This is a genomic window from Roseovarius sp. AK1035 (assembly GCF_003288315.1).
Classification (GTDB): Bacteria; Pseudomonadota; Alphaproteobacteria; order Rhodobacterales; family Rhodobacteraceae; genus Roseovarius; species Roseovarius mucosus_A.
The window spans coordinates 652,851-673,978 of the sequence record NZ_CP030099.1 but is presented as its reverse complement, the minus strand read 5'-3'; the positions used below and the strand labels follow the sequence as shown (position 1 = coordinate 673,978).

The window sequence follows — 21,128 nt, the reverse complement described above, 5'->3', positions numbered from 1 at the left end:
CCCATGACCACCGAAGTCCGCGTCCCCACCCTTGGCGAATCCGTGACCGAGGCGACCGTCGCCACATGGTTCAAGAAACCCGGCGATCCCGTCGCCGCAGACGAGATGCTGTGCGAATTGGAAACCGACAAGGTAACGGTCGAGGTGCCAAGCCCCGCCGCTGGCACCATGGGCGAGATCGTGGCCCAAGAGGGCACGACCGTCGGCGTCGATGCACTGCTTGCCACCATTTCCGCAGGCGAGGCCAAAGCCGCCCCGGCCAAGGCCGACAAGGCCGAGAAACCCGCCAAGAGTGACAGCGCCGACACCGGCAGCAGTGTTGACGTGATGGTGCCCACCTTGGGCGAGAGCGTGACCGAGGCGACCGTGTCGACATGGTTCAAGAAGGTCGGCGATCAGGTGGCCGCCGACGAGATGCTCTGCGAGCTGGAAACCGACAAGGTGTCGGTCGAGGTGCCCGCCCCCGCCGCGGGCACGCTGACCGAAATCCTCGCCGCTGAGGGCACGACCGTGCAGGCTGGTGGCAAACTTGCGATCCTGTCGTCCGGGGCCGGTGCCGCCGCCCCTGCCGCCGCCCCCAAGACTGAAGAGGCCGCAGCGCCCGCCGCTGCAAGTGGCAAGGATGTCGAGGACGCCCCCGCCGCGAAAAAGGCCATGGCCGAGGCCGGTCTTAGCCGCGATCAGGTGCAGGGTTCGGGCCGTGATGGCCGCGTGATGAAAGAGGATGTGGCCCGCGCCGCAGCCGCTGCCACACAGGCCCCCGCCGCTGCTGCCGCCCCCGCCCAAGCGCCGCGCGCCCCCGCCCCGGCCGAGGATGTGGCCCGCGAAGAGCGCGTCAAGATGACCCGCCTGCGCCAGACCATTGCCCGCCGCCTCAAGGACAGCCAGAACACCGCCGCCATGCTCACCACCTATAATGAGGTGGACATGACCGAGGTGATGGCGCTGCGCAACCAGTACAAAGACGAGTTCTACAAGAAGCACGGCGTGCGCCTTGGCTTCATGTCGTTCTTTACCAAGGCCTGTGTGCATGCCCTCAAAGAAGTGCCCGAGGTCAATGCCGAGATCGACGGCACCGACATCGTTTACAAGAACTTCGTGCATATGGGCGTCGCCGCAGGCACGCCCACCGGCCTTGTCGTGCCGGTGATCCGAGATGTGGATCAGATGGGCTTTGCCGCGATTGAAAAGGCCATCGCCGAAAAAGGCGCCCGCGCCCGTGATGGCAAGCTCAGCATGGCGGAAATGCAGGGCGGCACGTTCACCATCTCGAATGGTGGCGTCTATGGCTCGCTGATGTCCTCGCCCATCCTCAACCCGCCGCAATCTGGCATTCTGGGTATGCACAAGATTCAGGACCGCCCCATGGCGATCAACGGTCAGGTGGTGATCCGCCCGATGATGTATCTGGCGCTCAGCTATGATCACCGCATCGTCGACGGCAAAGGCGCTGTCACCTTCCTCGTGCGCGTCAAAGAGGCGCTCGAAGATCCCCGCCGGTTGCTGATGGATTTGTGATCGGTGCGCAACACATGCGCACCCTTCCCGTAGGGCGCGCATTCATTGCGCGCCTTATCACATGAGGCTCTTCATGACCCCCGAACTCACCGCCCTCACCCTCGCTGCTCTGCTGCAAGCCGTGCAGTTCGTGCTTTACGCCATCCCGGCCAATCTCGAGCTTGGGCCGGGCTACACCATGTCCGCGCGCGACCGCGAGCCGTCCAAACAACTCTCGCCGAAAACCGCCCGCCTTGGCCGCGCGCTTTCCAACCATTTCGAGGGGCTGATCCTCTTTACCATCGCGGTTGTGGTCGTCACGCTCGGTGCAACATCGAGCCCCGTCACCGCCGCCTGCGCCTATACCTACCTTGCCGCCCGTGTGGCCTATATTCCCGCCTATTATTTCGGCCTGCGCCCGTGGCGCTCGCTCATTTGGGCGGTGGGCTTTGGGGCCACGCTGCTCATGCTGCTGGCGGCGGTCGTATGATGTTTCATCTGGCTCAAAATACCTCGGGGGAGGCGCGCGCAGCGCGACGGGGGCAGCGCCCCCTCTCTGCCCGGCCCGCACCGACGCAAGACCGATAGAATACCGACGCGGCCCCGCCGCGCAAAACGAAAGGATCTGACCCATGGCCTCTTACGACGTAATCATCATCGGCGCCGGCCCCGGCGGCTATGTCTGTGCCATCCGCTGCGCGCAACTGGGGCTGAAAACCGCCGTGGTCGAAGGGCGGGCCACTTTGGGCGGCACCTGTCTCAACGTGGGCTGCATCCCGTCCAAGGCGCTCTTGCACGCGAGCCACATGCTGCACGAGGCCGAGCATAATTTCGCCGCCATGGGCCTCAAGGGCAAGTCCCCCTCGGTTGATTGGAAACAGATGCTGGCCTATAAGGATGACGTCATCGGCCAGAATACCAAGGGCATCGAATTTCTGTTCAAAAAGAACAAGGTAGACTGGCTCAAGGGCTGGGGATCGATCCCCGAGGCGGGCAAGGTGAAGGTGGGTGATGATGTCCACGAGGCCAAGAAGATCGTCATCGCCTCCGGCTCTGTGCCTGCGTCCCTGCCGGGTGTCGAGGTTGATGAAAAGATCGTTGTCACCTCCACCGGCGCGCTGGAACTTGGCAAGATCCCGAAATCGCTGGTGGTGATCGGGGCAGGTGTGATTGGGCTTGAAATGGGGTCGGTCTATGCCCGTCTTGGGGCCGAGGTGACGGTGGTTGAATATCTTGACGCGATCACCCCCGGCATGGATGCTGAAGTGCAAAAGACCTTCCAGAGAATACTGAAAAAACAAGGCATTAACTTTGTCATGGGGGCCGCCGTGCAATCGGTCGAGACGCTCAAGACCAAGGCCAAGGTGCATTACAAGCTGCGCAAGGACGACAGCGCGCATCAGTTGGATGCCGACACCGTTCTGCTGGCTACGGGCCGCAAACCCTATACCGACGGGCTGGGGCTGGCGGATCTCGGCGTCGAGATAACCAAGCGCGGCCAGATCGCCACGGATGACCATTGGCAGACCTCGGTCAAGGGCATCTACGCCATTGGCGACGCCATCGAAGGCCCGATGCTGGCCCACAAGGCCGAGGATGAGGGCATGGCCGTGGCCGAGGTGCTGGCGGGCAAGCATGGGCATGTGAATTACGGCGTCATTCCCGGCGTGATCTACACGCACCCCGAGGTTGCCAATGTCGGCGCAACCGAAGAAAGCCTGAAAGACCAAGGGCGTGCCTACAAGGTTGGCAAATTCTCGTTCATGGGCAATGGCCGCGCCAAGGCGGTTTTTGCGGGCGATGGTTTCGTGAAAATCCTCGCTGACAAAGACACCGACCGCATCTTGGGCGCGCATATCATCGGGCCAGCGGCGGGCGATCTCATTCACGAGATTTGCGTGGCGATGGAATTCGGGGCCTCGGCGCAGGATCTGGCACTCACATGCCACGCGCATCCCACCTATTCCGAGGCGGTGCGCGAGGCAGCACTTGCCTGCGGCGACGGGGCGATCCACGCGTGAGCGGGGCGGCGCGATGACGCCCCTCGTTTCGGTCGTCATCCCCGCTTTTCAGGCGGGCGGCAGTTTGCCCGCCGCCCTTGCATCCATCGCGGCCTCTGGCCTGCCGCCAGAGCGTATAGAGGTAGTGATCGCCCCGGATGATGGGCAGGGCTATGACGATCTGCCTGATCTGGGGCTGCGCATCACCCGCTGCGCCACGCATCACATGGCCACCGGGGCGGGGCCTGCGCGCAATCGTGCTATCGCTTGCGCAACCGCGCCGATGATTGCCTTTCTCGATGCGGATGACACATGGGAGCCGGGCTATCTGGCGGCCCTGATGCCCTTGGCCTGGTCGCATGGGGCCGCCTTTGGGCGGACCCGTATTCTGCTTGGGACTGAGGCGCTGCTGCATTTGCCCGGCGGGGGGCAGACCGCCCTTGGCTTTGCCGATCTGGGGCGCACGGGGGCCAGTTTTCATCCGGTGGCGCGGCGCGGGTTGGTGGGACCGTTTCGCAATCGGCCCGCGCAGGATGTACTGCACGCCATGGAAATCCTCTCGCTGGTCGGCGGGCGCGCGCCCTTGGGCCAAACCAGCTATAATCTGCATCTCAGCGCGCAGAGTGCCACGGCGCAGGCCGCCTTTGCCCGCCGGGTTGAACAGGCGTACCGCGACCATATGCGCGCGATCGAGACGGGGCGCACCCGGATTGCGCCGCAGCATGGCCGCGCCGCGCACCACGCCTTTGAGGCCAAGTCGCGCCTCAACCGGGCCTATGCGCAGGCCGGCAAGGCCGAGTTCTTTTACCAGTTCATGAAGACCCGGTTGGCGGTCTAGAGGTCGGGCGCGCCGACCCGGAACGCCTTACTTGCGCGCGGGCTGTTCTGGATCAAATCCCGCCTCGCGCATCAGCGCGTTTGACGCACCTTCGATATCGTGCTCCAGCCGCGCCATAAAGCTGTTGCGGTCCAGACCCTGCGGGATAGGAGGCAGGAATTCCACCACCGCCAGCCCCGGCTTGCGATAAATGCCGCGCTTGGGCCAGAGCACGCCGACATTGGTCGCGGCGGGCACACAGGACACTCCCATCTGCTCATAAAGCACGGCAGTGCCGATCTTGTAGGGCATTTTGACCCCCGGTGCCACGCGGGTGCCTTGGGCGTAGATGATCAACTGGCCGGGGGTCTGCGCCCCGCGCGCCACATCCTCGACCATCTTCTTGATCGCAGCGCCCCGCTTGCCGCGATCCACAGCCACACAGCCGATCCGCATTCCGTAAAGGCCGATCACCGGCGTCCAGAGAATTTCGCGCTTCATGATGAAGCGGCCAGTGGGCAATTCGCTGAAAATCAACAGAATATCGAGAAAGGATTGATGTTTTGAGGCGATCAAAACTTGGCCATCCGGCGGCGTGCCGCGCACTTCGGTGCGCAGGCCCACCATCCAGGCTGCGGTCCACCGGACCCAGCGGCAATAGGCCTTGCATCCAGCCAGAGCCCCCTTGCGGCTGACAATCGCGGCGGGCATGTAAACCAGCCCGACCACGGGCAGCATCACATACATCTGCGTCACAAATAGCAGCGACCGCACCCATTGAACGGCAAACCTCATGGCATATCCTTCAAGGTACGCTGCGCGGCAAGCCGGGTGGCGGCAAAGGCCACTGCCGCCGCCAGCAGCGGAATGATCAAGGGCCAGACCCAGTGCCAGCCCTGAAATCCGAGACCAGTCAAAAAACCGCCCTCAATCTGCGCACTGGGTAAAAGCAGGATCGCGCCGCAGCCCAGAACCACGCCGACGCAGGCGCCGCTGAGTGCCCGAAGCGTGAAACGACGCACGAAGGCATGGGCGATATAGGTATCCTGCGCGCCCACAAGGCGCAGCACGCTGATCACCTGCGCATTGGCTGCAAGGGCCGCGTTGGCCGCCAGCGTGATCATCGCCCCGACCGCCGCCCCGATCAGGATCAGCGACACCCACCCCAAGAGGCGCAACCGGCTGGCCGCGCGCACCAGAGGTTGCCGCCAGCGGGTGTGATCGTCGAGCATGGCCCCCGGCACCTCGGCGCTCAGGCGCAGGCGCAGGCCCTCGGCGTCAAACCCATCGGAGGTTTCGATCACTTCGATCAGGCGTGGGATCGGAAGATCGGAAATAGGCAAGCCGGGGCCAAACCACGGTGCTAAAAGCGCCGCCTGCTCTTCATCGCTGAGGGCGCGGGCACGGTCCACCCCGGCGGTGGTTTCAAGCACGCGCAGCGCCGCTGCGGTCTGCGCTGCCATCTGGCCTTCGGGGGCCGAAATCCGCACCGTTGCTGTGCGCGCCAACTCGTCGCCCCAGCGATCCGCCAGCCGCCCGGTTGCCAGTGACAAGGCAAGGGCGAAAACTGCGAGAAAGGCCATGACGCCCGCGCTGAACAGCGTGAGCCAAGCGGTAAAGCCGGTCGGCGGCACCACGCGGTCGGCCTGTCCATCGCTGCGCAGCAGGGTCTTGACCTGCGTAAGATCGAGCTTCATAGATCCGCCCCCGCCAATTGCAGCTTGCGCGATGCAATCCGCAGGACGCGGGCCTGAACATGGCTTTTGGCGGCGCGGATCAGGGCAAGGTCGTGGGTGGCGATCAGGATCGTCTTGCCCATCCGGTTCAGCTCGATCAACAGGCGCAAGAGGCGCTGCGACATTTCCCAATCGACATTGCCGGTCGGTTCATCCGCCAGCACCACATCGGGCGACATGATGACCGCGCGCGCAAGGGCGGCGCGCTGGCGTTCGCCCCCCGACAATTCCGGCGGCAGGGCATTGGCGCGTTCCTTAAGACCGACCCAGCCGGTCAATTCGCGCAGATTGGCATCCTCAGCCAAAAGATCACGCCCCGATACGGCCAGCGGCAAGGCGATGTTCTCGGACACGCTCAGATGATCGAGAAACTGGCAATCCTGATGCACCACGCCGATCCGTCGCCGGATCATCGCGATATCGTCGCGCTCCATCGTGCGCCGTTCCTGTCCGAACAGGCGCACCTGTCCCGCCGTGGGCACAAGCGCCCCATAACACAGCTTGAGCAGCGTCGTTTTGCCCGATCCCGACGGTCCGGTCAGGAAATGAAACGAACCGGGGCTGAGCGCCAGCGATACATCTGCCAGCAATTCCCCGCCACCATAACTATAGGCCACATTTTCCAGCTCGATCACGGCTGTCCCCTTGTCACTCACAGCCCCTAAATGCCCCAGAGGCCACACATGTGCAATGATCCTGCGCGTGATTCGCTTTGGCCTTTTCCGAAAGCCGCGAACCGCCTATGCTGACGGCTAACGAGAGGGGCCGGACAACGGCGGCAAGAAGCAGGTGGCAGAATGAGGCTGATTTGCCCGAATTGCGGCGCACAATACGAGGTGCCCGACGAAGTGATCCCGTTGAGCGGGCGCGATGTGCAATGCTCCAACTGCGGGGACACGTGGTTTCAGCATCATGCGTCGCATGCGCCCGACGCCTCGGGCGACGATGATCTGGGGCCTCCGCCGCGTGAGGAAGATGTGCCGCCCCCCGCGCCGCCGGTCACTGAGGACCTATCCGACGCGCCCTATGAGGACGACGAGTACGACGACGATCTGTTGGACGAAGATTTTGCAGAGCCGGAGCCTGCGCCCGCCCGTCCTGCGCGGCGTGGCATTGATCCGGGCGTTGCCGATATCCTGAGGCAAGAGGCAGAGCGCGAGCGCCAGGTGCGCAGCGCGCCGGGGGGCATTGAAATGCAGCCCGACCTTGGCCTGACAGAGCCGGAGTTGACCGAGGATGAACGCACGCGTCAGGCCCGTGCCCGGATGGAGCGTCTGCGCGGCACCTCTGGCCCTTCGGCACCGACCGCGCCCGAGATGCCCGATGCCCATGCCAGCATAGATCCCTCATCCCGGCGCAATCTCTTGCCTGATATCGAAGAGATCAACTCGTCGCTCACCTCGACCGGCGACCGCGCAGACCCCGCGCAAAGCCCGATGCCCGAGGATATCGAATTGCCGGTTGGGCGTGGCGGTTTTCGCAGCGGCTTTCGGCTGGCGATCATTACCTTTGGCTTGGCGGCGCTTGTCTATGCTCTGGCGCCGCGTTTGGCCGCATCCATTCCCGCCGCCGAGGCACCGCTGACGCAATACGTCAGCGCGGTCAATATGGCGCGGGTTTGGCTTGATCAGTTGGTCGGGGGCTGGTTCTAGGGGTCTTGACCTCTGGCTATGGGCGGCGCATGTCCCGTGCATGCGCCCTAGTGGAGACCTGCCATGAGCTTTACTCGTTCGATCAAGATCGCCCCGTCCATCCTATCGGCGGATTTCGCCAACTTTGGCGCTGAAATCCGCGCCATCGAGGCCGAGGGCTGTGATTGGGTGCATGTCGATGTGATGGACGGGCATTTCGTGCCCAATCTGACCTTTGGTCCGCCGCTCTGTGCCGCCATCCGCCCGCATATCAAGACGGTGATGGACGTGCATCTGATGATCTCGCCGGTCGATCCCTATATCGACGCCTTTGCACAGGCGGGGGCTGATGTGCTGACCGCGCATCTTGAGGCGGGGCCGCATATCCACCGCACCTTGCAGGCCATTCGTGGGGCTGGATGCAAGGCGGGTCTGGCGCTTAATCCCGGCACGGGGATCGACGCGGTCGAGCATCTGCTTGATATGGTGGATCTCATTTGTGTGATGACGGTCAACCCCGGCTTTGGCGGGCAAAAGTTCATCCATAGCCAGATCGACAAAGTCAAACGGCTGCGCGCGATGATTGGCGACCGACCCATCCATATCGAGATTGACGGTGGCATCACCACGCAAACCGCCCCCCTGATGGCGGCGGCAGGGGCCGATGTGCTGGTGGCGGGCTCTGCGGTGTTCAAGGGCGGCAGCGTCGACAATCCGGGCGTCTATGGTGAGAATATCCGCGCGATCCGTCGCGCGGCAGAGGCGGCGACCGGTGCCATGGCATGAGCCGTGCGGTCATTTTTGATCTCGACGGCACGCTGATCGACAGCGCGCCGGATATCCATGCCGCCGCCAACCGCCTGATGGCACAACATGGGTTTGCGGCGTTCACGCCCGACGAAACCCGCAGTTTCATCGGCAGCGGCGTGCCGCATTTCATCACCTGTTGCCTGACGGCGCGTGGGCGGGCAGGGGATGGCGCGCTGCGCGCCCGAATGATCGAAGAGTTCATCGCCGATTACGAAACCGCCGTGACCCTGACACAGGTTTATCCGGGTGTCATGGGCGCGCTCGATGGGCTGGCGGAGGCCGGTCTTGCCCTTGGCCTCTGCACCAACAAGCCCAAAGGTCCTGCTCATGCGGTCTTGGCGCATCTGGGGCTGGATGGCTATTTCCCGGTGATCATCGGGGGTGACAGCCTGACCGTACGCAAGCCGGACCCGGCTCCGCTTCAGGCCACCGCCGCAGCGCTTGGTGCGCGGGACATGGTTTTTGTCGGCGATAGCGAGGTTGATGCGGAAACCGCAGCGCGGGCGGGCGTGCCTTTTGTTCTGTACACCGAGGGCTATCGCAAAGGGCCGGTCGAGCGGATCACCCATGACCGGGCGTTTTCGGATTTCACCGACCTGCCGGGGCTGATCACAGACCTCTTGTCCTGAGGGGGATTGCGCGGGCATACTCGCCCCATGCGAACCCGTTTGACCGAGGCCTTTGGCCTGACCCATCCCATTCTTTGCGCGCCAATGGCCTTTGCGGCCGGGGGGCGGCTTGCGGCTGCTGTGACCCATGCGGGCGGGTTGGGCCTGATTGGCGGGGGCTATGGCAAGGCCGACTGGCTGGATAGTGCCTTTGCCGAGGCTGGGAATGCGCGGGTTGGATGCGGGTTCATCACGTGGAAAATGGCCGAGAATCCAGCTGTTCTGGATCAGGTTCTGGCGCGCAAACCGGCGGCGCTCTGCCTGTCGTTTGGCGATCCAGCCCCCTTTGCGCCACGGATTGCCGATGCTGGCGTGCCGCTTGTCTGTCAGGTTCAGACCCTGCGTGATGCGCAACGCGCTGCGGACTGCGGCGCGCAGGTGATCGTGGCGCAGGGGGCCGAGGCCGGGGGCCATGGCGAGCGGCGCGGCACGATCACACTTGTGCCCGAGGTGGCCGATTGGCTGGCGGTTCACGCCCCCGAGGTGCTGCTCGTGGCGGCGGGGGGCATTGCCGATGGGCGGGGATTGGCCGCCGCCCTCATGCTGGGGGCAGAGGGCGTTCTGATCGGCTCACGCCTCTGGGCCTCGGCCGAGGCGCAGGTGTCTGAGGCGATGACCGATGCTGCGATTGCCGCCACCGGCGATCAGACGATCCGCTCCACGGTGATGGATGCCGCGCGCGATCTGCGGTGGCCCGCGCGTTATACGGCGCGGGTGCTGCGCAATGCGGTGACAGAGCGGTGGCATGATGATCCCGACGGTTTGCGCAAGGATGGGCCTGCGCGTGCCGATTGGGCGACGGGCTGGGCAGCGGGTGATCCTGACCGCGCCAATACCTTTGTCGGCGAGGCAACGGGGTTGATCCATGACCGCCCGCCGGTGGCCGAGATCATCGCACGCATGGTCGAGGATGCCGAAGCGCTGTTCCGGCGCGCGCCGGGCTGGGCACAATGACCCTGCCAGATCGCCTGCGCCAAGAAATCACTGCGCGGCGCGCCGACCTGATCGCGCTGACCCAAGACCTGATCCGTATTCCGACGCGCAATCCGCCGGGCGAGAATTATCGCGAGATTTGTGATTATCTCGACCGTCGTTTGCGTGCATCGGGGTTCACGACCGAATTGATCCGCGCCACAGGGGCCCCCGGCGACAGTGACCGGCACCCACGTTGGAACATCGTGGCGCGGCGTGAGGGCGCGCGCCCCGGCGCTTGCGTGCATTTCAACAGCCATATCGACGTGGTCGAGGTCGGCCATGGCTGGAGCGTGGACCCCTTTGGCGGGGCGGTGATCGACGGGAAAATCTATGGTCGCGGCGCCTGTGACATGAAGGGCGGACTTGCGGCAAGCATCATCGCCGCAGAGGCGTTCATCGCCACCTGCCCCGATTACGCCGGGGCCATCGAGATCAGCGGCACGGCGGATGAAGAATCGGGCGGCTTTGGCGGCGTGGCCTATCTGGCCGAGCGCGGCTATTTCAGCCCCGGCCGGGTGGATCACGTCATCATTCCGGAACCTTTGGGCAAGGATCGGATTTGCCTTGGGCATCGCGGTGTCTGGTGGGCCGAGATCGAGACCCACGGCGAGATTGCCCATGGCTCTATGCCGTTTCTGGGGGATTGCGCCGTGCGCCACATGGGCGCGGTCATCGCGCGGATGGAGGAACAGCTTTTCCCGGCACTGGCGGCCCGGCGCACCGAGATGCCCGTGGTTCCCGAGGGCGCGCGGCAATCGACGCTCAACATCAATTCCATCCATGGCGGAGAGCCAGAGCAAGACGCCGATTACACCGGCCTGCCCAGCCCTTGCGTGCCCGACCGTTGCCGGATGGTGATCGACCGGCGGTTCCTGATCGAAGAGGATATCGGCGCGGTCGAAACAGAAATTCGCGACCTGTTAGAGGCGTTGCGCCAAGGCAGGCCGGGGTTTGACTATACGATCCGGGAATTGCACCGCGTCCTGCCCACAATGACCGACCGCGATGCGCCGGTGGTAGGGGCGGTGGCGCGGGCGGTGGATCAGGTGTTCGGCCATGCCGCCGATTACGTGGTCAGCCCCGGCACCTATGACCAGAAACACATCGACCGGATCGGGCGGCTGAAGAACTGCATCGCCTATGGTCCGGGCATCCTCGATCTGGCGCATAAGCCGGATGAATATGTGGGGATCGACGATATGGAACACTCTGCACGCGTGATGGCGCTTGCCCTTGCAGAGTTGCTGGGGGTTTGAGTTCGCTGTTCTGCAAATACTCAAAGAGCGGCGCGTGTTGCGGGCGCCGGACTTTGAGGGTTTAGACACCGGTGAAACCGCTCAGCTTCCGATCGCGATATTGTCGATCAGGCGCACGCCCGCAAGCCATGCGGCCGCAAAAAGACGGGCCGGGCGCGTGGGGGCCGCCAAGGCCGATAGATCGTCCTGCGCGCGCAGATCAAGGTAATCGACCCCGGTAAAGCCCGCGCGTTCCAGCCGCGCCAGGGCCTTGGTGTGCAGCGCTTGGAACTCCGTGCCGGCGCGCAGCCCGTCGGCGATCTGCTCCATCACCTCATGCAGCACGGGGGCCGTGGTGCGGGCGCGGTCCGACAGCAAAAGGTTGCGCGAGGACATGGCCAGACCGTCGATTTCCCGGATCGTCGGGCAGCCATGCACGGTGATCGGAATATCGAGGTCCGCCGCCATCCGGCGCACGACCATCAGTTGCTGATAGTCCTTTTCGCCGAAAAAGGCGTCGGTGGCCGCCGTCTGGGTAAAAAGCTTGGTCACGACAGTGGCCATCCCGTCGAAATGGCCCGGTCGATAGACACCCTCCATCACATCGGTGAGGCCCGCGACAGAAACGGTGGTGGCGAAATGTGGCGGATACATCTGATCGCCCTCCGGCACCCAGAGGGCGTCTACCGCAAAGCGTTCCAGCTTGCGCGCATCCTCGGTCTCGGTGCGGGGATAGTTCTTGAGGTCTTCGGGATTGTTGAACTGCTTGGGATTGACAAAGATAGTCACGATCACCCGGTCGCAGATGGCCTTGGCTGCCGCTGCGAGTGACAGATGCCCGTCATGCAGTGCGCCCATGGTGGGCACGACGCCAATCGTCTCGCCCGCAAGAATCCAAGGCCGGGTGGCGGCACGCAGCGCGTCAAGGTCGCGCAGAATGGGCGCGCTCATCCGCGCGGGGCCTTGTCGGCAAAGGTATGTTCGGGTGCGGGGAATGTCCGGGCGCGCACCTCGGCGGCATAGGCGGCAATGGCCGCCTCTCCTTCTGCGCCCAAGCTGGCGTAGCGCTTGACGAATTTCGGTTTGAAGGCGGTGAAAAGCCCCAGCATGTCATCGACCACGAGGATTTGCCCGTCGCAGCCCACCGAGGCACCGATGCCGATGGTGGGAATGGGGATTTCAGCGGTGATCCGGTCGGCCAGCGTGGCTGTGACCTTTTCCAGCACCACCGAAAAGGCCCCTGCCGCGCTGACGGCGCGGGCATCGGCCAAGAGCGTCTCGGCGGCATCGCCGCGCCCCTGCACCTTATAACCGCCAAGCGTGTTGATGGACTGAGGGGTAAGGCCGATATGCGCCATCACCGGCACGCCACGCGCCACGAGAAAGGCGATGGTGTCGGCCATGTGCCGCCCACCTTCGAGCTTGACCGCCGCAGCGCCCGTTTCGCGCATGATGCGCGCGGCATTACGGAACGCCTGTTCCGGGCTTTCCTCGTACGAGCCAAAGGGCATGTCGATCACCAGCATGGCATGGCTCAGGCCGCGCGCGACCGCCTGACCGTGCAGGATCATCATCTCCATCGTGACCCCAAGGGTCGAGGGTAGGCCATGCACCACCATGCCCACGCTGTCGCCCACCAGCACGAAATCACAGGCGGCGTCCATCATTCGCGCCATCGGTGTTGTATAGGCCGTGAGGCTGACGATGGGCGTGCCGCCTTTCATCGCGCGGATATCCTCCGGCAGGGGGGCGGTCTTGTTGGCGGTGGCGCTCATAGGCTGAATTCCGGTCATTTCTGCATTGCGGCGCACGCTATCAATCCTCGCCAGAGAAATCCACACCTCTGTTTTCGCATACGATCCGGCGCGACGTCGCTTTCGTGCGGCGTTGCGTCGGATGGGCTGCGCGCGAATTGGCAGGATTGATAAACATCGCCCCAACTCAAGTCACCCTAAGGGAGTCGCTCGTCATGAAAACCCAGGTCAAAGCCCTCGTCGTTGGCGGTGGTGCCGTTGGCACCTCGATCGCCTATCATCTGGCCAAGGCCGGTTGGGAGGATGTCATGCTGCTGGAGCGGGACGAGCTGACCTCTGGCTCGACCTGGCATGCGGCGGGGCTGCTGCCGCTCTTCAACATGTCCTTTGCCACCACGCATATCCACAAGTATTCGGTGGAGTTCTACAAGACGCTGGAGGCCGAGACCGGGCTGAATGCGGGCTTTGCCGTCGTGGGGAACCTGCGCATGGCGCAGACCGACGAGCGGATGGACGAGTATATGCTCTATGCCTCGACCGCCGAAACCTGCGGCGTGCCCTATCAGTGGCTGACCCCCGACGAGATCAAAGAACGCTGGCCGTTGATCAATACGTCCGACCTCAAGGGTGCGCTTTATCACAACACCGACGGCTATATTAACCCCGCCGATGTGACGCAGGCCATGGCCAAGGGGGCGCGTCAGCGCGGCGTGATGATCGAGCGCAAGTGGCAGGCGGATGCGTTCCACTGGACCGGCACCGCGTGGGAGGTGACCTGCACCAAGATGGTGGAAAAGGGCGGCAATCTGGTGCCCTCGGACGAGCAGATCGTGATCACCGCCGAGCATGTCGTGACGGCGAGCGGCAACCATGCGCAAACCACCGCCAAGAAGCTGGGCATCAAGATCCCGGCAATCCCCGTCGAGCATCAGTTCGTCGTGATGGATCAGGACCCGGCGCTGGTCGAATTCCGCAGACAGGGCGGCAAAGAACACCCCGTCGTGCGCGACGCCGATGCGCAAAGCTACGTGCGCGAAGAGCGCGGCGGCTGGATTCTGGGTGTCTATGAGAAAAACGCGCCTGCCTGCTTTGAATATGGCGTGCCGGACAGTTTCCGTGCTGATCTCTTCCCGCTGGCGCTGGAGCGGATCGAAGAACAGTATATGGCGATGATCCACCGCATCCCGTCCTGCGAGGAATCGGGTCTCAAGGATGATTTCAACGGGCCGATCTGCTATACGCCCGATGGCAACCCGCTGGTCGGCCCCGCACCGGGGCTGCGCAACATGTGGCTGGCCGAGGGCTTTAGCTTTGGCATTACCGCCGCGGGCGGCACGGGCTATTACCTCGCGCAGTTGATGGTGAATGGCGAGGCCGAGATCGACATGGCAAGCCTTGATCCCAAGCGCTATTCCTCGAACTGGATGACGACCGAGTTTGCCGCGCGCAAGAACGAAGAATGCTACGATCACGTCTATATCCTGCACCACCCGGATGAAGAGCGCCCCGCGTGCCGCCCGCTGCGCACCTCGCCCGCCTATGACCGGCAAAAGAAGCGCGGCGCGCAGTTCGGGTTCGTCAATGGCTGGGAACGCCCCAACTATTACGGGCCACTCGACGCGCCGGAAAACTTTGACCATGACGCGCGCAGCTTCCGCCGGGGCGGTTGGTGGCAATATGCGGTGGAAGAGGCGCGCGCGATCCGTGAAGGCGTAGGCCTGATCGACGCCACGGCGTTTTCCAAGCATATGGTCAAAGGGCCGGGGGCGACCGCCTTCCTCGATTGGTTCACCTGCAACAAGCTGCCAAAAGTGGGCCGCATCAACCTGACCTATGCGCTGACCGATCATGGCACAACGCGTACGGAATACACCATCGTGCGCCTCAAAGAGCATGAATATTACCTCGTCTCTGCCGGGGCCTGGACCGAGTATGACGCCGATTATCTGCGCAAATCAGCCGAGGATATGGCGGGCGAATTCGGCTATATCGAGATTCAGGACGTGACCACGCAATGGGGTGTCTTTGCCATCGCCGGGCCGAAATCGCGCGACGTGCTGAACGCCGTCATCAAGGATGCCGATCCGGCAACTGCGCTCAGCAACAAGCGGTTCCCGTGGCTTTCGGCGCAGCGGATCGAACTGGGCATGTGCCCGGTCAATGCCATCCGCGTGGCCTATACCGGCGAATTGGGCTGGGAATTGCATCACCCGATCGAGATGCAGAATTACCTGTTCGATCTGCTGGAAAAGGCCGGCGAAAAGCATGGGATGAAGCTGGTCGGCGCCCGCGCGCAAAACTGGCTGCGGCAAGAGAAAAGCTATCGCGCCTTTGGCAATGAGCTAGGCCGCGACGCGACCCCGCTCGAGGCCGATCTGCCGCGCTTTGTCGATCTGGACAAGGAATTCCGCGGCAAGGCCCGGATGGTCGAGACTGGTGTGCGCGTGAAATGCTGCACGCTTCTAATCGACGGACCCGCCGATGCCGATCCCTGGGGGCGTGAGGTGCTCTATACGCCCGCAGGCGAGCGGGTTGGTCGCCTGACCTCGGGTGGCTATTCGGTGGCCTTCGGGAAATCCATCGGTATGGGCTATGTCAAACCCGAACAGGCGGTTGAGGGCACCAAGCTCAAGGTCAAGATGCTCGATCAGCTTTGGGATGCGGTCGTGACCTGCGACAGCCCCTATGACCCCAAGAACGAGACCATCCGCAAGGATGGGTGAACATAACAGGGGGCACCAATTGGTGCCCCTATTTCCAATGCGTGCCCAGCCAGTCTTTCCACTGTCTCTCAGACCCGGCAAAGACGTTGATATCGACGCCGCCCTCGACCCCCGGCACGATGCCGGTGCCGGTATATTGCCAAAAGGTCCAGCGTTTGCCGGGGTAGACCTGATCGGGCGTCTTTGCCACCGCGCGCAGCCAGAATTCCACCCCCTCGATCTGTCCGATGCCGGTTTGTTCGTAGAATTCCGGTGTGGTGTAGATGATCGGGCGTTGGCCGTAATACCGCTCGACGATATCAAGGAAAATCTGCGCTTGCCTGCGCACCTCTGCCCCCGGTGGGCGCACCACGCAGGTGGGGGAAAACGGGTTCCACTCCATGTCAAGCACGGGCGGCAACGCGCGGCCCCGACGTGGCACATTCTGGATGAACCATTGCGCCTGCACCTCGGGTGGGGTGCAGAAATAGTAGAAATGATAGGCCCCGCGCGGGATGCCCTCGCGCGCCGCCAATTGCCAGTTGCGGTCGAATTGCGCGTCCTTGAGATCGCCGCCCTCGGTCGCCTTGATAAAGGCAAAGGCCACACCCGAAAGCGCCACGCGCCGCCAGTCGATTTCGTTCTGGAACCGGGCCACATCAAGGCCATGCACCGGATAGCTAGACGGCCCGCGCGGGCCGAAATCGACCGGGGCATAATCGCCATACCGCTCGGTTGCCAGAGCGGGCCCGCATATGAGGGCGAGGCAGAGTAAAAAAGGACGCAGCATCTGAAAACCCGTTACAGTGATACCTGTTGCGAGCCTAACGCAAAGACTGCCGCCCGGTCAGCCGTTTTTGTGCGGCCTACCCTTTTTCCGCCAATTCATCGTAACAGGCGAGCGCCTTGGCGGCATACATCATCGCCGGGCCGCCGCCCATCTGGATTGACATGGCCAGCACATCGCCCACCTCTTCGCGGGTGGCCCCAGTGCGAATAAGCGCCTCCATATGCAGGGCGATGCAGGGCTCGCATTTGGTGGCGACCGCAATGCCGAGGGCCACGAATTCCTTGACCTTGAACTCAAGCGTGCCGCCTTCCTTGACGGCCTTGCCCAAGCCGCCAAAGGCGCGGGCGGTGTCGGGGATAAGCGCATTCAGCGCGCGCAATTCCTGTCGGGTGGTGTCGATCTTGTCTGGCCAACGCATTTGCGGGATCTCCATACCTGTCTCTGCCTCGGCAGAAACCATGCCACGCCTCTCGTGGCCTTGATCCAGATCAGGCGGAACGCTCAGCAATCAGCAGCACATTGTTGGCAGGCATCGCACGGCTTTCGATCAGGATGAGCCCCGCGTCGCGCAGCCAATGCTGGACCTCTTCCAGATCCTTGTAGCCGATGGCGGGGTCCTGCGCGATGAGGCTGGCATGAAACCGGGCGTCACCCTCGGAGGTGGCCTCGCCTGACCGCAGGAACGGCCCGTAAAGGGCAAAGCGCCCGCCGGGGGCGAGGGCATCGGCCCCCTCTTGCACCAGCGTTTGCGCTTCGGGTGTCGAGATGAGGTGCAAGAGGTTGATCAGCACGATCAGGGCGCGGTTGCCGTGCTCTGCGCCCCAACCGGCTTGGGTGGCGTTCAGGGGCAGGGCGGCGCGCAGATTGGGCAACCCGGCCTCTGCCGCCCAAGCGTTGATGCTGGCGCGCCGCGCGGGGTCAATCTCGGTTGGTTGCCAGTCAAGGCCGGGCATCGCGCGGGCAAAGCTCACGATATGCTGCCCCGTGCCGCTGGCAATCTCAAGCGCACGGCCTGTTGCGGGGGCAATCGAGGCAAGCGCCTCGGTGATGGCTGCTGCGTTGCGTTCGGCAGAAGGCGCGTGCAGTTTGGCCCCGTCGCCCGCATGTGCGATCGACGCCGTGGGCGGCAGGGGGCGTTGCTCCATCGGCTCAGGCCTCTTCGGTGCGGTCAGTGGCGGGGGGCGGGGCCGGGCTCAGGGCCGCCATCCGCGCATAGAGCGCCGCGTCCATATCGAATTCCAGAGCGGCCAGCGACGGCGCAATCTGCGCGGCAGAGCGCCCGGAAATGATTGGCACAGGCCGTGCCGGGTGCTGTGCTGCCCATGCCACCGCAAGGGTCGCTGGATCGGTGCCCAGCTCTTGCGCGATCTGGCTCAGGTGAACGGCAGCCTCTTGCATCCAGCCCTGACCATAGCGCACGGCGTAGCGTTCATTGCCCGTGAGCCGCCCGGTTTCGCCCCGTGCATATTTGCCGGTGAGCAACCCCCCGGCCAACGGCGAATACCCCGCAACCACCATCCCTTCAGAGGCGGCCATCGGCAGGATTTCAACCTCGGCCTGCCGCTTGATGAGGCTATACATCGGTTGCAGGATCGAAATCGTCAGATCAAACCGCGCCGCGATGCACGCGGCCTTCATCACCTGCCAAGCGGCGAAATTCGACAGGCCGACATGGTCGATCTGCCCGCGCGCGCGCAAATCGGCAAAGGTTTCCAGGGTCTCTTCAAGGGGCGTGTCGGGATCAAAGCGATGAAGATAGAGGATCTCGACCTTGTCCATACCAAGACGTTGGCGGGAAATATCGAACTGCGCGAGGATATTTGCCCGCCCCGCCCCGCCGGAATATCCGGCCTTGGTGGCAATCGTCAGCCGGTCGCGATGCGGTGCGGCGAATTGGCCCAAAAGCGTTTCCGCCGCCCCATCGGTGTACAGATGCGCCGTGTCGAAATGCGTGATGCCCGCCGCAAGGCACGCATCGAACATCGCGCGCGAGGCGGCTTCATCAGCGGCATCGCCGAATTGCATGGTGCCAAAGGCAAAGCGGCTGGCCGGGGTTCCATCGGGGGAGGTGATCACTGTTCTCATGGTGCACAGAGTGCCACGCGCAAGCCGCAAAGAAAAGCTGTCACCTTGCATGTTGAGAGGCATGAGCTTAGGCGGATAGAAAGAGACCTGAACCTGCCGCAAGGAGTGCCCGCGCATGAAAATGCATGAAACCTTCATCAAGCCGATGCATCCGGAGGGGCGCAAGTTTGTGGCGATCTTTGCGCTGATCACCTTTGGGCTTTTCATGCTCTGGGATGTTTTGGGCTGGATCGGTGTGGGCCTCACGGTCTGGTGTTACTATTTCTTTCGTGACCCAGAGCGTGTGACCCCCGAACGCCCCGGTCTGATCATCAGCCCCGCCGACGGCATGGTGTCGCTGATCGAGCCGGCGGTGCCGCCTGCCGAACTGGGCCTGCCCGCCACGCCGCTCACGCGCGTCAGCGTGTTCATGAGCGTGTTCAACTGCCATGTGAACCGTGCGCCAGTCGCAGGGCGGGTCAGCGCGGTTGCCTATCGCCCCGGCAAGTTCTTCAATGCGTCGCTCGACAAGGCCAGCGCGGATAACGAGCGCAATGGCGTGGTGATCGAAATGGCCGATGGGCGGCTCTTGCCGGTCGTGCAGATCGCGGGGCTGGTGGCGCGGCGGATCGTGTGTTTCGTAAAACCGGGGGATGCCCTTGGGCGTGGTGAGCGCTTTGGCCTTATCCGCTTTGGGTCTCGGCTTGATATTTATCTGCCCGAAGGTGTGGTCCCAAGCGTGCGCGTGGGACAAACCATGGTGGCAGGGGAAACCGTGATCGCGGAGTTGGGCCAGTGACACCAGAGCCAGAGCCGCCAGCGCGCCGCGAGGTCACGCTCGCACAGCTTTTGCCAAATATGCTGACCGTTGCCGCGATCTGTGCCGGGGTCACGGCGATCCGGCTGGGCGTGCAGGGGGATTATGTGCGCGCCGTGCAACTCCTGCTGATCGCCGGGGTGCTGGACGGGCTGGATGGGCGTTTGGCGCGGCTCTTGCGCAGTTCAAGCGCGATGGGCGCCGAGCTTGATTCGCTCGCGGATTTCGTGAATTTCGGCGTCGCGGCCCCGCTGGTGATCTACTATTGGGGCCTTCAGGACGCACGACAAGCAGGCTGGATTGCGGTTCTCTTCTTTGCCGTGTGCTGCGTCATGCGTCTGGCGCGGTTCAATGTCAGTGCGCGCGAAGAGGGCGGCAAGGGCGGATCGGGGGCCTATTTCCAAGGCCTGCCCTCGCCCGCAGGCGCGCTTTTGGCGATGCTGCCGATGTTCGTGACCTTTGCCCTGCCGGATATGTCCCCGCCGCCTGCGTTCCTCACCGGGCTTTATATGGCCGGTGTCGGCCTTTTGATGATTTCGCCGGTGCCGATCTGGTCGTTCAAGAAAACCCGCATCTCGCGCGAGAACGTCAAGTTCTTCCTCTTGGCCTTTGCCTGTGTCGCCGCGGCGCTGGTGATCTTTACTTGGGCGGCGTTGATCGTGATGTGTCTGGCCTATGTCGGTATGGTGATCTGGGCCGCGCTCTTCTGGTATCCCAACGAGGGTTAATCGAGATAGGCGTCGGCCCTCTGACCTGCGCGCTCGTGATGGATCGGCAAGGTGCGCCCGTAAAGCTGGCGACAGCGTTCAGGCGTGCCCACCATCCCCGTCTCTTCCACATAGGACAGGATCGCGACGTAACGCGGGGTCTTGCCGCGCAAGGGGGCGACCCGGTGAATCGAATAGCGACCCCGGAAAATCTGAAGATCGCCCGGTTCCAGCACAAGCGTTCTGACCGTGTCAGAGGTACCATCCAGCACCTTTTCCACCTCGGCAAAATTCTCGCCCCCGGCGCGGATATTGGGCGCATATTCAAACGCGCCCCCCTCTTCGGCATTCTGAATGGCGATGGTGACAGTGAAATTATTGGTGTCGAAATGCCATGGAAATCCATTGCCTTCGTCGGCGGCATTCACGATCACATCGGCCAGCGGATCGGCGTAGGGATAGAAATTCTCTTCCTCCAGACAGTCCTGAATAAAGGCGCTGAGCGCTGGATATTCATAAAGCGCGCGCAGCGGGCTTGCGGGCGGAAAGTTATCCGCCGGAATAAAGCTGTTGGAACGCTCGAAAAACCGACGACGCGGATCGTGTGCGGGCAGGGTCGGGTCGTCCTTGGTGAAATAGGGATTGGTGCGATTAAAGGAGCGAAAGGCCCTGTCGGCGACGCTCTCAGCCTGCGCACGCAGGATATCCACCCCCGCCGGGGTAAGGAACCCTTTGAGCACCGCACAGCCATCGCGGCCAAGATCGGCGCGGACGCGGCCTAGGATGATGTCGCGCGCGTGCCCCGTTTGATGGACCGGGTAGCGGGCAAGATCAATCAGGGTGTCGGGGGTGCCCATGGGCGGTCTCCTGGCGGTGCGTTTGCCCAAGAGTATGGCCTGCGGCGCGCGCGTCTGTTCTGAAACCG

At 63.4% G+C, this 21,128-nt stretch carries 22 protein-coding genes; 12 read left to right on the top strand and 10 right to left on the bottom strand.

Annotated features, from left to right (window positions below):
• Positions 1-3: 3 nt before the first annotated feature.
• The 4 genes from odhB (at position 4) to RAK1035_RS03220 (ending at position 4,335) form a co-directional block, all read left to right on the top strand.
• Positions 4-1,518: a 2-oxoglutarate dehydrogenase complex dihydrolipoyllysine-residue succinyltransferase gene (gene odhB, locus RAK1035_RS03235; protein WP_008279483.1), complete on the top strand. Its 1,515-nt coding sequence runs from the start codon at positions 4-6 to the stop codon at positions 1,516-1,518.
• A gap of 73 nt (positions 1,519-1,591) precedes the next feature.
• Entirely contained in the window at positions 1,592-1,987 is a 396-nt protein-coding gene (locus RAK1035_RS03230; protein ID WP_008279482.1) for an MAPEG family protein, read from the top strand.
• A gap of 142 nt (positions 1,988-2,129) precedes the next feature.
• Positions 2,130-3,518 carry a dihydrolipoyl dehydrogenase gene (lpdA, locus tag RAK1035_RS03225; protein WP_008279481.1) on the top strand — a complete coding sequence of 463 codons (1,389 nt, stop codon included), beginning with the start codon at positions 2,130-2,132 and terminating at the stop codon, positions 3,516-3,518.
• Between the two features lie 13 nt (positions 3,519-3,531).
• A complete protein-coding gene (locus RAK1035_RS03220) occupies positions 3,532-4,335 on the top strand; it encodes a glycosyltransferase family 2 protein (RefSeq protein ID WP_008279480.1) in 804 nt (267 codons plus the stop codon).
• A 27-nt stretch (positions 4,336-4,362) separates the two neighbouring features.
• Here RAK1035_RS03220 and RAK1035_RS03215 read toward each other — a convergent pair whose 3' ends face one another.
• The 3 genes from RAK1035_RS03215 to RAK1035_RS03205 are packed head-to-tail and all read right to left on the bottom strand — an operon-like array spanning position 4,363 to position 6,685.
• Complete coding sequence (locus RAK1035_RS03215; protein WP_008279479.1) at positions 4,363-5,109, bottom strand: lysophospholipid acyltransferase family protein; 747 nt, start codon at positions 5,107-5,109, stop codon at positions 4,363-4,365.
• Entirely contained in the window at positions 5,106-6,011 is a 906-nt protein-coding gene (locus tag RAK1035_RS03210; RefSeq protein ID WP_008279478.1) for a cell division protein FtsX, read from the bottom strand. The genes RAK1035_RS03215 and RAK1035_RS03210 overlap by 4 nt, the downstream gene beginning before the upstream one ends.
• Complete coding sequence (locus RAK1035_RS03205) at positions 6,008-6,685, bottom strand: cell division ATP-binding protein FtsE (protein WP_037296773.1); 678 nt, start codon at positions 6,683-6,685, stop codon at positions 6,008-6,010. The genes RAK1035_RS03210 and RAK1035_RS03205 overlap by 4 nt, the downstream gene beginning before the upstream one ends.
• 162 nt (positions 6,686-6,847) lie before the next feature.
• Between RAK1035_RS03205 and RAK1035_RS03200 the strand changes: the two genes are divergently transcribed.
• The 5 genes from RAK1035_RS03200 to RAK1035_RS03180 all read left to right on the top strand — a co-directional run bounded on the left by RAK1035_RS03200 (position 6,848) and on the right by RAK1035_RS03180 (position 11,390).
• Positions 6,848-7,702, top strand: a complete 855-nt coding sequence (locus RAK1035_RS03200) for a zinc-ribbon domain-containing protein (RefSeq protein ID WP_037296770.1) — start codon at positions 6,848-6,850, stop codon at positions 7,700-7,702.
• A gap of 63 nt (positions 7,703-7,765) precedes the next feature.
• Positions 7,766-8,467 (top strand): ribulose-phosphate 3-epimerase, encoded by a 702-nt coding sequence (rpe, locus tag RAK1035_RS03195; RefSeq protein ID WP_008279475.1) that lies wholly within the window; start codon positions 7,766-7,768, stop codon positions 8,465-8,467.
• Positions 8,464-9,120 carry a phosphoglycolate phosphatase gene (gene gph, locus RAK1035_RS03190; protein WP_008279474.1) on the top strand — a complete coding sequence of 219 codons (657 nt, stop codon included), beginning with the start codon at positions 8,464-8,466 and terminating at the stop codon, positions 9,118-9,120. Before rpe ends, gph begins: the two co-directional genes overlap by 4 nt.
• A 27-nt stretch (positions 9,121-9,147) precedes the next feature.
• Entirely contained in the window at positions 9,148-10,113 is a 966-nt protein-coding gene (locus tag RAK1035_RS03185; protein ID WP_008279473.1) for an NAD(P)H-dependent flavin oxidoreductase, read from the top strand.
• Positions 10,110-11,390, top strand: coding sequence for an acetylornithine deacetylase/succinyl-diaminopimelate desuccinylase family protein (locus RAK1035_RS03180; protein ID WP_008279472.1), 1,281 nt, complete (start codon positions 10,110-10,112; stop codon positions 11,388-11,390). The genes RAK1035_RS03185 and RAK1035_RS03180 overlap by 4 nt, the downstream gene beginning before the upstream one ends.
• Positions 11,391-11,471: 81 nt before the next feature.
• Here the strand turns inward: RAK1035_RS03180 and panC are convergent, their stop codons facing one another.
• The gene (gene panC, locus RAK1035_RS03175; protein WP_008279471.1) at positions 11,472-12,320 is read right to left on the bottom strand and encodes a pantoate--beta-alanine ligase; all 849 of its coding nucleotides are present in this window, start codon (positions 12,318-12,320) and stop codon (positions 11,472-11,474) included.
• Positions 12,317-13,144, bottom strand: a complete 828-nt coding sequence (panB, locus tag RAK1035_RS03170) for a 3-methyl-2-oxobutanoate hydroxymethyltransferase (protein WP_008279470.1) — start codon at positions 13,142-13,144, stop codon at positions 12,317-12,319. The genes panC and panB overlap by 4 nt, the downstream gene beginning before the upstream one ends.
• A 194-nt stretch (positions 13,145-13,338) precedes the next feature.
• On the opposite strand from panB, the gene RAK1035_RS03165 reads away from it, so the two are divergent.
• On the top strand, positions 13,339-15,846 hold the full coding sequence (locus RAK1035_RS03165; protein ID WP_008279469.1) for a GcvT family protein: 2,508 nt from the start codon (positions 13,339-13,341) through the stop codon (positions 15,844-15,846).
• A 28-nt stretch (positions 15,847-15,874) separates the two neighbouring features.
• Here the strand turns inward: RAK1035_RS03165 and RAK1035_RS03160 are convergent, their stop codons facing one another.
• The 4 genes from RAK1035_RS03160 to RAK1035_RS03145 all read right to left on the bottom strand — a co-directional run bounded on the left by RAK1035_RS03160 (position 15,875) and on the right by RAK1035_RS03145 (position 18,700).
• Positions 15,875-16,615, bottom strand: a complete 741-nt coding sequence (locus tag RAK1035_RS03160; RefSeq protein ID WP_008279468.1) for a glycoside hydrolase family 25 protein — start codon at positions 16,613-16,615, stop codon at positions 15,875-15,877.
• A 76-nt stretch (positions 16,616-16,691) separates the two neighbouring features.
• A complete protein-coding gene (locus tag RAK1035_RS03155) occupies positions 16,692-17,033 on the bottom strand; it encodes a carboxymuconolactone decarboxylase family protein (RefSeq protein ID WP_037296980.1) in 342 nt (113 codons plus the stop codon).
• A 70-nt stretch (positions 17,034-17,103) separates the two neighbouring features.
• The gene (locus tag RAK1035_RS03150) at positions 17,104-17,760 is read right to left on the bottom strand and encodes a DUF938 domain-containing protein (RefSeq protein WP_008279466.1); all 657 of its coding nucleotides are present in this window, start codon (positions 17,758-17,760) and stop codon (positions 17,104-17,106) included.
• A 4-nt stretch (positions 17,761-17,764) separates the two neighbouring features.
• A complete protein-coding gene (locus RAK1035_RS03145) occupies positions 17,765-18,700 on the bottom strand; it encodes an aldo/keto reductase (RefSeq protein WP_037296976.1) in 936 nt (311 codons plus the stop codon).
• Between the two features lie 115 nt (positions 18,701-18,815).
• On the opposite strand from RAK1035_RS03145, the gene RAK1035_RS03140 reads away from it, so the two are divergent.
• Both RAK1035_RS03140 and RAK1035_RS03135 read left to right on the top strand, forming a co-directional pair.
• Positions 18,816-19,478, top strand: a complete 663-nt coding sequence (locus RAK1035_RS03140; RefSeq protein ID WP_008279464.1) for a phosphatidylserine decarboxylase — start codon at positions 18,816-18,818, stop codon at positions 19,476-19,478.
• A complete protein-coding gene (locus RAK1035_RS03135) occupies positions 19,475-20,224 on the top strand; it encodes a CDP-alcohol phosphatidyltransferase family protein (RefSeq protein ID WP_037296766.1) in 750 nt (249 codons plus the stop codon). Before RAK1035_RS03140 ends, RAK1035_RS03135 begins: the two co-directional genes overlap by 4 nt.
• Here the strand turns inward: RAK1035_RS03135 and RAK1035_RS03130 are convergent.
• Positions 20,221-21,060, bottom strand: a complete 840-nt coding sequence (locus tag RAK1035_RS03130; protein WP_008279462.1) for a HalD/BesD family halogenase — start codon at positions 21,058-21,060, stop codon at positions 20,221-20,223. The genes RAK1035_RS03135 and RAK1035_RS03130 overlap by 4 nt on opposite strands.
• Between the last annotated feature and the right edge of the window lie 68 nt (positions 21,061-21,128).

Bases quoted from the DNA above. Each gene is read 5' to 3' on its own strand.
- odhB (WP_008279483.1), top strand. From the start codon at position 4: ATGACCACCGAAGTCCGCGTCCCCACCCTTGGCGAATCCGTGACCGAG.
- RAK1035_RS03230 (WP_008279482.1), top strand. From the start codon at position 1,592: ATGACCCCCGAACTCACCGCCCTCACCCTCGCTGCTCTGCTGCAAGCC.
- lpdA (WP_008279481.1), top strand. From the start codon at position 2,130: ATGGCCTCTTACGACGTAATCATCATCGGCGCCGGCCCCGGCGGCTAT.
- RAK1035_RS03220 (WP_008279480.1), top strand. From the start codon at position 3,532: ATGACGCCCCTCGTTTCGGTCGTCATCCCCGCTTTTCAGGCGGGCGGC.
- RAK1035_RS03215 (WP_008279479.1), bottom strand. From the start codon at position 5,109: ATGAGGTTTGCCGTTCAATGGGTGCGGTCGCTGCTATTTGTGACGCAG.
- RAK1035_RS03210 (WP_008279478.1), bottom strand. From the start codon at position 6,011: ATGAAGCTCGATCTTACGCAGGTCAAGACCCTGCTGCGCAGCGATGGA.
- RAK1035_RS03200 (WP_037296770.1), top strand. From the start codon at position 6,848: ATGAGGCTGATTTGCCCGAATTGCGGCGCACAATACGAGGTGCCCGAC.
- rpe (WP_008279475.1), top strand. From the start codon at position 7,766: ATGAGCTTTACTCGTTCGATCAAGATCGCCCCGTCCATCCTATCGGCG.
- gph (WP_008279474.1), top strand. From the start codon at position 8,464: ATGAGCCGTGCGGTCATTTTTGATCTCGACGGCACGCTGATCGACAGC.
- RAK1035_RS03185 (WP_008279473.1), top strand. From the start codon at position 9,148: ATGCGAACCCGTTTGACCGAGGCCTTTGGCCTGACCCATCCCATTCTT.
- RAK1035_RS03180 (WP_008279472.1), top strand. From the start codon at position 10,110: ATGACCCTGCCAGATCGCCTGCGCCAAGAAATCACTGCGCGGCGCGCC.
- panC (WP_008279471.1), bottom strand. From the start codon at position 12,320: ATGAGCGCGCCCATTCTGCGCGACCTTGACGCGCTGCGTGCCGCCACC.
- panB (WP_008279470.1), bottom strand. From the start codon at position 13,144: ATGAGCGCCACCGCCAACAAGACCGCCCCCCTGCCGGAGGATATCCGC.
- RAK1035_RS03165 (WP_008279469.1), top strand. From the start codon at position 13,339: ATGAAAACCCAGGTCAAAGCCCTCGTCGTTGGCGGTGGTGCCGTTGGC.
- RAK1035_RS03160 (WP_008279468.1), bottom strand. From the start codon at position 16,615: ATGCTGCGTCCTTTTTTACTCTGCCTCGCCCTCATATGCGGGCCCGCT.
- RAK1035_RS03155 (WP_037296980.1), bottom strand. From the start codon at position 17,033: ATGCGTTGGCCAGACAAGATCGACACCACCCGACAGGAATTGCGCGCG.
- RAK1035_RS03150 (WP_008279466.1), bottom strand. From the start codon at position 17,760: ATGGAGCAACGCCCCCTGCCGCCCACGGCGTCGATCGCACATGCGGGC.
- RAK1035_RS03145 (WP_037296976.1), bottom strand. From the start codon at position 18,700: ATGAGAACAGTGATCACCTCCCCCGATGGAACCCCGGCCAGCCGCTTT.
- RAK1035_RS03140 (WP_008279464.1), top strand. From the start codon at position 18,816: ATGAAAATGCATGAAACCTTCATCAAGCCGATGCATCCGGAGGGGCGC.
- RAK1035_RS03130 (WP_008279462.1), bottom strand. From the start codon at position 21,060: ATGGGCACCCCCGACACCCTGATTGATCTTGCCCGCTACCCGGTCCAT.